The 12,084-nt window shown below is 66.0% G+C and carries 9 protein-coding genes and 1 pseudogene; all 10 read left to right on the top strand.

The genetic code is table 11. The annotated features are described in order from the left end of the window. Positions 1 to 2,429, top strand: a 2,429-nt coding sequence (locus Q8R73_RS06830; RefSeq protein ID WP_305718779.1) for an alpha-2-macroglobulin, incomplete at its 5' end; no start/stop codon positions are given. After that, a complete protein-coding gene (pbpC, locus tag Q8R73_RS06825) occupies positions 2,426 to 4,567 on the top strand; it encodes a penicillin-binding protein 1C (RefSeq protein ID WP_305718778.1) in 2,142 nt (713 codons plus the stop codon). The genes Q8R73_RS06830 and pbpC, both read left to right, overlap by 4 nt. Before the next feature lie 50 nt (positions 4,568 to 4,617). Continuing rightward, positions 4,618 to 6,360: a glycosyltransferase family 39 protein gene (locus Q8R73_RS06820; RefSeq protein ID WP_305718777.1), complete on the top strand. Its 1,743-nt coding sequence runs from the start codon at positions 4,618 to 4,620 to the stop codon at positions 6,358 to 6,360. A 1-nt stretch (position 6,361) separates the two neighbouring features. Next, entirely contained in the window at positions 6,362 to 7,201 is an 840-nt protein-coding gene (locus tag Q8R73_RS06815) for a phosphatase PAP2 family protein (protein ID WP_305718776.1), read from the top strand. Positions 7,202 to 7,294: 93 nt separating this feature from the next. Then, positions 7,295 to 8,023 carry a glycosyltransferase family 2 protein gene (locus tag Q8R73_RS06810; protein WP_371126046.1) on the top strand — a complete coding sequence of 243 codons (729 nt, stop codon included), beginning with the start codon at positions 7,295 to 7,297 and terminating at the stop codon, positions 8,021 to 8,023. Further along, positions 8,016 to 8,345, top strand: coding sequence for a lipid-A-disaccharide synthase N-terminal domain-containing protein (locus tag Q8R73_RS06805; RefSeq protein ID WP_305718774.1), 330 nt, complete (start codon positions 8,016 to 8,018; stop codon positions 8,343 to 8,345). Before Q8R73_RS06810 ends, Q8R73_RS06805 begins: the two co-directional genes overlap by 8 nt. Positions 8,346 to 8,541: 196 nt before the next feature. After that, complete coding sequence (locus Q8R73_RS06800; RefSeq protein WP_305718773.1) at positions 8,542 to 9,765, top strand: hypothetical protein; 1,224 nt, start codon at positions 8,542 to 8,544, stop codon at positions 9,763 to 9,765. A 138-nt stretch (positions 9,766 to 9,903) separates the two neighbouring features. Then, a complete protein-coding gene (locus Q8R73_RS06795) occupies positions 9,904 to 10,983 on the top strand; it encodes an acyl-CoA dehydrogenase family protein (protein ID WP_305718772.1) in 1,080 nt (359 codons plus the stop codon). After that, positions 10,980 to 11,927: a MoxR family ATPase gene (locus Q8R73_RS06790; protein ID WP_305718771.1), complete on the top strand. Its 948-nt coding sequence runs from the start codon at positions 10,980 to 10,982 to the stop codon at positions 11,925 to 11,927. Before Q8R73_RS06795 ends, Q8R73_RS06790 begins: the two co-directional genes overlap by 4 nt. Next, positions 11,927 to 12,084 (top strand): annotated as a pseudogene (locus Q8R73_RS06785) (VWA containing CoxE family protein); the annotation flags it as partial. The gene Q8R73_RS06790 and the pseudogene Q8R73_RS06785, both read left to right, overlap by 1 nt.

The following is a 12,084-nucleotide window of genomic DNA, read 5'->3' as shown; positions in this document are numbered from 1 at the left end:
AATGGGGCACCGGCGCCTATCTGGTGGCGACCTTGCGCCGTCCGCTCGACGCCCCGGCCCAGCGCATGCCGGGCCGCGCCATCGGCGTGCAGTGGTTCGCCATCGACCGCGCCGGCCACACGCTGGCGCTCGACATGCCGTTGCCGCCGACGCTGCGGCCGAATTCGCCGTTGACCGTGCCCGTGAAGATCGGCGGGCTGGCCGCCGGTGAACAGGCGCGCGTCGTCGTCGCCGCCGTCGACGTCGGCATTCTCAACCTGACCAATTACAAGCCGCCGGCGCCCGATGATTACTACCTCGGCCAGCGCCGCATGACCTCGGAAATCCGCGACCTCTACGGGCAGCTGATCGACGGCATGCAGGGTACGCGCGGCCAGATCAGGACGGGCGGCGATTCCGCGGGCGGCGAGCTGCAGGGCAGTCCGCCGACGCAAAAGCCGCTGGCGCTGTATTCCGGGATCGTCACGGTCGCCGCCGACGGCACCGCGTCAATCGATTTCGACATTCCGGAATTCGCCGGCACCGCGCGGGTGATGGCGGTGGCGTGGACCTCCACGAAACTCGGCCGCGCCACGACCGACGTCACGGTTCGCGATCCCGTGGTGCTGACGGCGACCTTGCCGCGCTTCCTGCTCAATGGCGACAAGGCCACCATGAGTTTCGACCTCGACAATGTCGAGGGTGCCGCGGGCGACTACACCGTCAGCGTCAGGACCTCGGGGCCGGTGAAGGTGACCGGCAATCCCTCAACCACGGTCAAACTCGCAGCCAGGCAGCGCACCTCGATGTCGCTGGCGCTCGATGCCGGCGGCGCCGGCACCGCGAAGTTCGATGTCGACATCAAGGGGCCGGGCGGGCTGACGCTGGCGCGGCATTACGCGCTCGACGTCAAGGCGGCGACGCAGATCCTGGCGCGCCGTTCGATCCGGACCCTGGCAAAAGGCGAGAGCCTGACGCTGACCTCCGACATGTTCTCTGACCTGGTGCAGGGCACCGGCGGCGTTTCGCTGTCGGTCAGCCTGTCCACCGCGCTCGACGCCGCGACCATCCTGAAGGCGCTCGACCGTTATCCGCACGGCTGTTCGGAGCAGATCACCAGCCGCGCCATGCCGTTGCTCTATGTCAACGATCTGGCGGCGGGCGCGCATCTGGCCATGGATACCGCGGTCGACCAGCGCATCAAGGATGCGATCGACCGGCTGCTGGCGCGGCAGGGCTCGAACGGCTCGTTCGGATTGTGGTCGGCCGGCGGCGACGATTCCTGGCTCGATGCCTATGTCACGGATTTCCTGACCCGCGCCCGCGAAAAGGGATTCGCGGTGCCGGATGTGCTGTTCAGGAGCGCGCTCGACCGCATCCGCAACTCCGTGGTGAACGCCGAGGAGCCGGAAAAGGACGGTGGCCGCGATCTGGCCTACGGCCTCTACGTGCTCGCCCGCAACGGCGCCGCTCCGATCGGCGACCTGCGCTACCTCGCCGACACCAAGCTCGGCAATCTGGCGACGCCGATCGCCAAATCGCAGCTCGCGGCGGCGCTGGCGCTGGTCGGCGACAAGGGCAGGGCGGAACGGGTCTATGCCGCTGCCGCCGACAGCCTGGCGCCGAAGCCGGTGCTGGAGTTCGGCCGGCTCGACTATGGCAGCGCCCTGCGCGATGCCGCCGCGCTGGTCTCGCTGGCGAGCGAAGGCAATGCGCCGCGGGCGACGCTCACCCAGGCCGTCCAGCGCGTCGAAGCAGCACGCGGGCTCACGCCCTACACCTCGACCCAGGAGAATGCCTGGCTGGTGCTGGCGGCGCGTGCGCTGACGAAGGAGGCGCTGACGCTCGACGTCAACGGTGCGGCAGTCAAGACCGCACTGTATCGCAGCTACAAGGCCTCGGAGATGGCGGGCCAGCCGATCAAGATCACCAATACCGGCGATGCCCCGTTGCAGGCGGTGGTCTCGGTGTCGGGGTCGCCGATCACGCCGGAGCCGGCGGCGTCGAACGGCTTCAAGATCGAGCGCAACTATTTCACGCTCGACGGCAAGCCGGCAGATATTTCGAAGGTCAAACAGAACGACCGCTTTGCCGTGGTGCTGAAGGTTACCGAGGCCAAGCCGGAACACGGTCACATCATGGTGTCGGACTATCTGCCGGCAGGCCTCGAGATCGACAATCCGCGGCTGGTCTCGTCCGGCGACACCGGTACGCTGGACTGGATCGAGGACGGCGAGGAGCCGGAAAATACCGAGTTCCGCGACGACCGCTTCACCGCGGCGATCGATCGGGCCAGCGACGATGCGGCGGTGTTCACCGTGGCCTATGTGGTGCGCGCGGTGTCGCCCGGCAAATACGTGCTGCCGCAAGCCTATGTCGAGGACATGTACAATCCGTCGCGCCATGGCCGCACCGGCACCGGCTCGGTCGAGGTGCGTTCGGCGAAATGAGTGCATCGGGCAACAGGAAAGACGTGGTTGGCCAAGTGAAGCCCGGCCATCCCGAAGGTAGAAGCCGGTGGCTGCGTCGCGCCGTCGCCGCGACCATGCTCGGCATGGTCGTTACCTCCGGCGCCTTCGCAGCGTGGGTCACCTCCCTCGGTCCGCTGCCCCTGGAAAAGGCCCGGCAAATCTCCACTACCGTCGTCGATCGCAACGGCAGGCTGTTGCGTGCCTATGCCATGGCGGATGGCCGCTGGCGGCTGCCGGTTGACGCCAGGACCGGCGTCGATCCTTCTTATTTGAAGCTGCTGCTGGCTTACGAAGACCGGCGGTTCTACTCCCACCACGGTGTCGACCCGCGGGCGCTGGCCCGCGCCGCGTGGCAGTTCGTCAGCCGCGGTCGCATCGTCTCCGGCGGCTCCACCATCACGATGCAACTGGCGCGGCTGATGGAGCCCCGGCGCGAGCGCTCGGTGTACGCAAAACTGCGCCAGATGGTCCGCGCGGTCCAGCTCGAGCGGCAATTGAGCAAGGACCAGATCCTCGATCTCTATCTGGCGCTGGCGCCGTTCGGCGGCAATCTCGAGGGCATTCGCGCGGCCTCGATCGCCTATTTCGGCAAGGAGCCGAAGCGGCTGTCGCTGGCGGAAGCGGCTATTCTGGTGGCGTTGCCGCAGTCGCCTGAAACCCGGCGGCTCGATCGTCACCCCGGCGTCGCCCGGATCGCGCGCGACCGCGTGCTCGATCGCATGGTCGAGGACGGTCTGGTGCCACGCGAGGACGCGGTTCAGGCCAGGGCCGTGGCTGTACCCAGGTTGCGCAAACCAATGCCCATTCTGGCGCCGCATTCCGCCGATCAGGCGCAGGCTACGGTGAAGGACACGCCGGTCATCAAGCTGACGCTGGATTCCGGCATCCAGCGGGTGCTGGAGACGCTGGCGCGCGATCGCGCCATTGCGCTGGGCTCGAATATTTCCGTCGCGATCGTTGCGGTCGATCATGAGAGCGGCGACGTGCTGGCGCATATCGGCTCGCCCGATTATTTCGACGAGCGGCGCGCCGGGCAGGTCGACATGACCCGCGCGGTGCGCTCGCCGGGCTCGACCCTGAAGCCTTTCATCTATGGTCTCGCCTTCGAGGATGGCCTCGTTCATCCGGAAAGCCTGATCGACGACCGGCCGATCCGTTTCGGCTCCTACGCGCCGGAAAATTTCGACATGAGCTTCCAGGGCACGGTGCCGGTACGCAAGGCGCTGCAATTGTCGCTCAACGTGCCGGCGATCGCGCTGCTCGACCGGGTCGGCTCCAGCCGTCTGTCGTCGCGGCTGAAGCAGGCCGGCGCCGATCTGATGCTGCCGAAGGACGAGACGCCCGGCCTCGCGATGGGCCTCGGCGGCGTCGGCGTCACGCTGCACGACCTGGTGCAGCTCTATTCCGGGCTGGCGCGGCTCGGCAATACCAGGCCGCTGCGCGAAATCGTCGAGGCAACCGGCGATGCGCGCGAAAACCGGCGGCTGATGGATCAAACCGCCGCCTGGCAGGTCGGCAATGTGCTGATCGGCACGCCGCCGCCGGAAAATGCCGCGCACAACCGGATCGCGTTCAAGACCGGCACCAGCTACGGCTATCGTGACGCCTGGTCGGTCGGTTTCGACGGCAAGCTCACCATCGGGGTCTGGATCGGGCGGCCCGACGGCGCGCCGGTGCCGGGGCTGGTCGGACGCACCGCCGCCGCCCCGATCCTGTTCGATGCCTTCGCGCGTACCGGAAGGCTGCCTGCGGCGCTGCCGAAGCCGCCCAAGGGAACGCTGGTGGCCACCAATGCAAGACTGCCGCTGCCGCTGCGCCGGTTCCGGCCGGCGGGGGAACTGGTCCGCAACGGCGCCGAGCAGGCACCGCGCATCCAGTTTCCGCTCAATGGCTCGCGGATTGACGTCGATCGCGGCAATGGGGGACAGTTTTCAGCAATGCCCGTCAAGGTCGCGGGCGGCGTGCTGCCGCTCACCATGCTGGTGAATGGCGTGTCGGTGGGCGAAATCGACGGCCGGCGCCAGCGGCTGGTCGAGCCGCCCGGTCCGGGCTTTGCCCGACTGACCGTGATCGACGCGGTGGGCGCCGCGGACACAGTTGTCATAAGAATTCAATAAATGGGACCTAACCGGTTGTGAGAATAGCAGTTTCGGCGTAATCGGAACCGATGGTCGAGACCTATGCCCGCCCCCGATTTGGAGAGCCGCGCGAGCCGAAGAACCGGGTCAATCCGGGCAGCCGGCTTGCCCGGCTGCTTGACCTTGTGGCGGCCAGCCACGTAAGGGCGACTCTGTTCCTGGTGTGCTGCGGCCTCGTGCTGTTTCTTCCGGGCTTCTTCAACATCCCGCCGATCGATCGCGACGAGGCGCGGTTCGCGCAGGCGACCAAGCAGATGGTCGAGAGCAACGATTTCATCGACATCCGTTTCCAGGACGACGTTCGCTACAAGAAGCCGGTCGGTATCTACTGGATGCAGTCGGCCGTGGTCGAGGCCGCCACGGCACTCGGCTTGCCGCAGGCGCAGGTCCGGATCTGGCTGTACCGCATTCCCTCGCTGATCGGCGCGATCGGGGCGGTGCTGCTGACCTACTGGACGGCGCTGGCCTTCGTGACCCGGCGCGGCGCCATCCTCGCCGGGCTGATCATCTGCAGTTCGGTGCTGCTCGGTGTCGAAGCCCGGCTGGCGAAAACCGACGCCATGCTGCTGCTCTCGGTGGTCGCGGCGATGGGCGCGATGGCGCGGGTCTATCTGTCGTGGCAGCGTGGCGAGGATCCGGAGCGGCCGCCATGGTCCTGGCCGGCGATCTTCTGGACGGCGCTGGCCGGCGGCATCCTGCTCAAGGGGCCGCTGATCCTCCTGTTCGTCGTGCTCACGGTCGCCACGCTGGCGATCCTCGACCGGTCGGCGGCTTGGCTGTGGCGGCTGCGTCCGGTCTGGGGCCTGATGTGGATGCTGGTTCTGGTGCTGCCGTGGTTCGTCGCGATCTTCTGGCGCGCCGGCCAGACCTTCTTCACCGATTCAGTCGGCCGCGACATGCTGGCGAAACTTGCCGCGCAGGAATCCCATGGCGCGCCGCCCGGGTACTATCTGGCGCTGTTCTGGATAACGTTCTGGCCGGGAGCTGCACTCGCCGGAATGGCGGCGCCGGCGGTGTGGCGGGCGCGGCGCGAGCCCGGCGCACAGTATCTGCTGGCGTGGCTGATGCCGTCCTGGATCGTTTTCGAACTTGTGATGACCAAACTGCCGCATTACGTGCTGCCGCTCTATCCTGCGATTGCGATCCTCGCGGTGGGCGCGCTGGAACGGCGCGTGCTGTCGCGATCGTGGCTGATGCGGGGCGCAGCCTGGTGGTTCGTGATTCCGGCGGGGGCTTCGGTGCTGGTCGTGGTCGGCGCGATTGTCCTGATGCGGCAGCCGGTGTTTCTGGCCTGGCCCTTCATCGCGGCGGCGCTGATCTTCGGGCTGTTCGCGTGGTGGCTATACGAGGACAGCCGCGCCGAGCGTTCGCTGCTCAACGCAATGGTCTCGGCGATGTTTCTGGCAGTTGCGGTCTACGGCATCGTGTTGCCCTCGTTGACGCCGCTGTTCCCGAGTCCCGAAATCGCGCGCGCGCTGCGCAACGTGGTCTGCGTCGGTCCGAAGGCCGCCGCCGCGGGTTTTCACGAGCCGAGCCTGGTCTTCATGACGGGGACCACGACACTGCTGACGGACGGATCGGGGGCGGCGGATTTCCTGGGGCAGGGCAGTTGCAGGTTTGCGCTGGTGGAATCGCGCTCGGAACGCAGCTTCGCCGCGCGCGCCGAAGCGATCGGGCTGCGCTACAACGTGGCCACCCGCATCGACGGCTACAATTTCTCGCAGGGCAAGGCGATTTCGATCGCGGTCTTCCGCTCCGAGGGCACCGAATAAGATGTCTCCCCGGGCAGGCGTTTCGTCGAACTATTTCTCCGACCTTCTGGTCATTGTGCGCCGGTCGGCGGCGCAACTGGTGCGCTCGCCGTCGCATTCGCGCCGTGCCGATGCGGCGCGGCGGTCGGCGCGCCATGTCGTGCAACTCACCGCCATTCTGGGCGCCGCGATCATTGCGCTGATGTATCTGCTGGACGAAACCGAGATCGGCTGGATGCCGACGCGCGGCACGCCAGGTCTTTGGCCGCTTCGCATCCTGACCGACTTCGGCAAGTCCGCCTATGTGCTGTGGGTCCTGGCCGGGCTGTTACTGGTCGTCGCGATGGCTGCCCCGACATTCCGGGGAACGGCGCGATCGCTGTGGCTCGGGCTCGGGACCCGCCTGCAGTTCATCTTCTTCGCCGTCCTGGCGCCGGCGCTCGTCGGAGACGTTCTCAAATGGATCGTCGGGCGTGGACGGCCGTTCGTCGGCGGCGAAGGCAATGTATTCAACTTCAGGCACTTCGGTGGCACCGAAGCCTTTGCGAGCTTTCCGTCCGGCCATGCCAATACCGCCTTTGCGCTGGCTTTCGCGGTTTCCGCGCTTTGGCCGCAGGCACGCCCCTGGATGCTGGTCTATGCGGTCGCGATCGCGCTCAGCCGCCTCGTGCTGTTGGCGCATCATGCGAGCGACGTGGTCGCCGGCGCGCTTGTCGGCGTGATCGGCGCGATGGCGGTGCGCTATTGGTTTGCCGCGCGCCGCCTCGGCTTCGCGATCCGCGGCGACGGCACCATCGTGCCGCTTCCGGGACCCTCGCCGGGGCACTTCAAAAGGGTTGCCGCAGGGGCCTCAGCCCCATAAGAAGCGGACGCTGCAGGGCACCGGCGCAGCGGTTCCCGCTGCAACCGAACTCAAACGACGAGCGCTGATTTGCCTTCATCCGAGCCAGCTTCCGTGGCCGTGTCCATCGTTGTTCCCGTGCGCAACGAAGCCGGCAATGTGGCGCCGCTGATCGCGGAGATCGTCGCCGCACTGGATGGCCGGTGGGCCTATGAAATCATCTACGTCAATGACGGCTCCACCGATGCGACCGGCGAGCGGCTCGCGGCCCTGATGACGTCGCGCGCCAACCTGCGCCAGATCCGGCATGCGGTGTCATCGGGCCAATCGGCGGCGGTGCGCAGCGGTGTTCGGGCCGCGCGCGGATCGATCGTGGCGACGCTCGACGGCGACGGGCAGAACAACCCGGCGTTCCTGCCGGACCTGATTGCGGCGGTCGAGCACGGCGGCGGCCGCGTTGGTCTGGCCGCCGGCCAGCGGGTCGGACGCAAGGACACCGGCTTCAAGAAGCTTCAATCGCGCGTCGCCAACGGCGTCCGTAACGCCATCCTGCGCGACGGCACCCGCGATACCGGCTGCGGCCTGAAGGCGTTTCGTCGCGACGTATTCCTGATGATGCCTTATTTCGACGGCCTTCATCGCTTCCTGCCGGCGCTGGTGCGACGCGAGGGCTTCGACATCGCCTATGTCGACGTCATCGACCGGCCGCGCCATTCCGGCGTGTCAAATTACGGCTTTTTCGATCGGCTGTGGATCGGGATCATGGATCTCGCCGGGGTGTGGTGGCTGATCCGCCGCAAGAAACCGACGCCCGTTGCGACCGAGGTGCTGTCTCATGACTGACCTGTTGAACATACTCGCCACCTATCTGCATGAGGTCTTCGTCATCAAGTTCGATGGCTGGGTCATCCTGGGATTCGTCGCACAGGGGTTGTTCACCATGCGCTTCGTGGTGCAGTGGATCGCGTCCGAGCGCGCACGCAAGAGCGTGATTCCGGTGGCGTTCTGGTTCTTCTCGATCGGCGGCGGGATATTGCTGCTGGTCTATGCGCTGTACCGCCGCGACCCGGTGTTCATCGCCGGCCAGTCCCTCGGCCTCGTGGTTTATTTTCGCAATCTCTATTTCATCGTTGTCAACGGACGGCAGTCGTCGGCCAAGGACTGAGCGCTGCCCGCGCGCGGCGCAGCCTGGCGCGCCGCCAACGAACCATCGCCGATTGGGCAATTGCAATGCTTAAGGTGGGGCCGGGATGCCGTTGCAAAAATGGCGCTACGGGTCATACTGAGCAGTATATTGTCAGGGTTGAGATCCGAGCGACATGCCAGCAAGAAATAATGCGAACTCCGTTCCAGCATTGATCATGGGACTTGGCCATCCACGGCAGACAGCCTTCGTAAGATCGCTCGCCAATATCGGCGTTCCCGTGCATGCAACACACACCGAGCTCAACGTCTATCAGTTTTCACGACACCTGGCCGGGTTTCACCAACTGGACCCTGATCAGGAAAAGCAGCTCCACTACCTCGCGAAATTCGGCCGCGAACGCGGCGGGTTCCTGGTACCGGCGAACGACGACTACGTCGCGCTGGTTTCCCGGAATCGAGAGCGGCTGTTGGAGAATTTCGTCGTTCCTGTACCGGATTGGGAAATCGTGGGAGAGATTTTCGACAGAGCAGCCTGTTACGCCAAGGCGGCCTCGATCGGCATCAAGGTCCCTCAGCATTGGTGCCCGAACTCGGATGCGGAAATGCAGGCGATCGTTGCGGCACTGGAGCCGCAGAGTTACGACTACATCATCAAGACCCGCTCTATCCTCGGTACGCCGGCCGATGAAACCACGGTCCGGCTGACCAGGGCCGCGCCCAAGCTTCGGAGCGAAATCCTGGCTTCGTGCGAGGAGTTCGCTGGCCGGACGGGCGAATATCCCATGATCCAGGAGGTGGTACCCGGCGCAGCGGACGCCGCCATCGGCGTGACGATGGTGATATCGCCGAAGGGGGAATTGGTTCTGGCCTATTGCGTCCGGCGGCTTCGACTGGCGAGCTACCGGCTCGATGCGGGTTATGTCCATCCCTATGAGCTTGGGTCGGTCGTGTGGTGCGAAACCGTGCATGACGATGAGGCGCTGGAAGCGGCGCGTGAACTGGTCAGGCTTTTTCAATATACCGGCCAGATCACCGTGGAATTTCGCCGCGACTCAAGAACCGGTGCGCTCTACCTGATGAAAGTGGAGCCGCGACCGGTTCGCGCCACCAGCCTGTCGACGGTGATCGGCATGGACATCCCGGCCGCGCTCTATGCGACATTCACGGGTGACACGCCGCGCGTTGCAACGGACTATCCCGACGGTGTCGGATGGCTTTGGACCATGGCCTATGCAAAATCCCTGCTTTCCAACCAGCACCACAACCGGCGCGACATTGTCCGGGTGCTGCGCGGGAGCCGCAGGATCAAGGCCTTTGCCGAGGACTTTTCCGATCCTGGACCGTTGGCACGGTGGGCGGCGGGCAGGGTCGCGCGCCCGCTGGTCGAGCCGCTGCGAAGACTCTTTGGGGAGCGGGTCCTGACATCAGCCGCACGTTGAAGCTGCGGCGCCTGCGGCGAGAACGCATGCCTGCCACGACGGCACTGGTCGCAAATAGCCTCGCGACTGGCAACTTCGTGCTCTAAAAGCGTCCCGATGCCGCGAGGGTCGCGGATCGAAATCCGGGTCGCTGATTGAATGCCACACGATTCCAACCTGGAAGTCACCAGCCGCATTGAAGGCTGGTGGACAAGCGCAAAGTCCGACGTCATGGCTGACCCGTTCGGGCCGATGGCGCATGCCGGGCTGTTCCAGATCGGCCTGCCCGGCGCCGGCGCCGCCCTCGACAGTTACCGCGCGATCGCGGCGGCCGAGCAGGCGATTGCTGCACGAACGGGGCTATTGGGGCTGGCCAGCGCCTTCGCCGCACGGCAGATGACGGCGCGGTTCTTCATCGCGGGCTTTGCCGACGCCGGGCAGCGGGCGGCATGGCTGCCGCGCGTCGCGGCCGGCGAGGTCTGTGCGGCGATCGCGATCTCCGAGCCCGGCGCCGGCGCGCATCCCAAACTCCTGAAGACGACCGCAGAATCCCGCGGCGCGGGATTTGTCCTGCGCGGCGGCAAGGCCTGGGTCACCAATGGTCCGGTCGCCGATCTGTTCCTGGTGCTGGCGGTGGTCGCGGTCGAGGACGGGCGCAAACGCTATGGCCTGTTCATGGTCCCGAAGGACACCGCGGGCCTCGTGACAAAACCGATGAAGGCGCTGGATGCGCTGTTGCCGGCGACGCATTGCGAGCTGGAGTTCGACGGATGCGAGGTGCCAGGGTCGGCGCGGCTCGGCAACATGCCCGACGCCTATCCGGCCATGGCGTTGCCGTTTCGCGATGTCGAGGACACCGTCGGCACGGCAAATGTTGCGGGATTGCTGAGCTGGCTGCTTGAGAAGGCCGCAACCCACATCGAGCGTTCCGAAGAGAATGCCTTGCGGCTCGGCCGCATCGCGGGTCTGGTGTCGCTGGTGCAGGCGGCAAGCCGGCTCGCGGTCGAAGCCCTCGATGGCGAGGGAGACGGTGATCCGGCGCGCGTGATCGGCGTAAGGTTGCTGGCGCGCGACATTGTCGGCGAAATCCGCGGCCTGCTGGGGCAGGGTGCGCCGACCGACGATGCGACCGCACGGGCGCTGGCCGCGTTCGAGATGCTGGCCCAGGTGGCGCGCGAGCCGCGCAAGGTGCGCCAGATCAGGCTTGGAAATTCAATCGGAAGCGAGAACCATAAATGAATACCCAACTGCCGGCGGATTCCATCGAAGCCGTCACCCGCGGGCTGGCCTCGGCCGGCTATATCGCCAGCAAGCAGATCGCGACCGCGGTCTATCTGGCCGAGAAGATCGAGAAGCCGATTCTGGTGGAAGGCCCGGCCGGCGTCGGCAAGACCGAGCTCGCAAAAGCGCTGGCGGCGTGGCGCGGCCTGAAGATGATCCGGATGCAGTGCTATGAGGGCCTCGATGAAGCCAAGGCGCTGTACGAGTGGAAATACGCCAAGCAGCTGCTCTACACCCAGATCCTGAAGGACAAGCTCGGTGAAGTGCTCGGCGGCGCCGACACGCTGGCCGCAGCGCTCGGCAAGCTGCATGATTTCGGCGACGTGTTCTTCTCCAAGGAATTCGTCGAGCCGCGCCCGCTGCTGCAGGCGCTGGAGCAGGAAAAGGGCTGCGTACTGCTGGTCGACGAGATCGACAAGTCGGACGCCGAATTCGAATCGCTGCTGCTCGAAATCCTCAGCGACTACCAGGTCTCGATCCCCGAACTCGGAACCGTCACGGCGATCGTCAAGCCGACGGTGATCCTGACCTCCAATGGCGAGCGCGATCTCTCGGACGCGCTGAAGCGGCGCTGCCTGCATCTGCATATCGGCTTTCCCGAGCAGAAGCTGGAAGAGCGCATCGTCGAAAGCCGCGTCCCCGGCATCTCCGCCGCCCTGCGCAAGCAGATCGTCGGCTTCATCAACCAGGTGCGCGCGCTGGACCTGAAGAAGCTGCCCTCGGTCAGCGAGACCATCGACTGGGCGCGCGTGCTGGTGTTGCTGCAGTCGAGCGAACTGGATCATGAGACCGTCAAGGACACGCTCAACGTGCTGCTTAAATACGAGGCCGACATCGAAACCACGATCCCGCAGGTGTCGGGCTTCGTCGCCAAGGCCGGCCGCCACGGCGTGTTCGGCTGATGCGCGAGGAACTGCATCGCTTTTTACGGGCGGCGCGCGGCGCCGGCGTTCGGGTCAGCCCGGCGGAAAGCATCGATGCCATGAAGGCGGTGGCCGATGTGGGGTTTGCCGAGCGCGGCATCCTGCGCGACACGCTGCTGCTGACACTGGCCAAGAG

The sequence above is a fragment of the Bradyrhizobium sp. genome, from assembly GCF_030697065.1.
Classification (GTDB): Bacteria; Pseudomonadota; Alphaproteobacteria; order Rhizobiales; family Xanthobacteraceae; genus Bradyrhizobium.
Note: the sequence above shows the minus strand (reverse complement) of the source record. Positions and strands in the feature narration are given on the sequence as shown.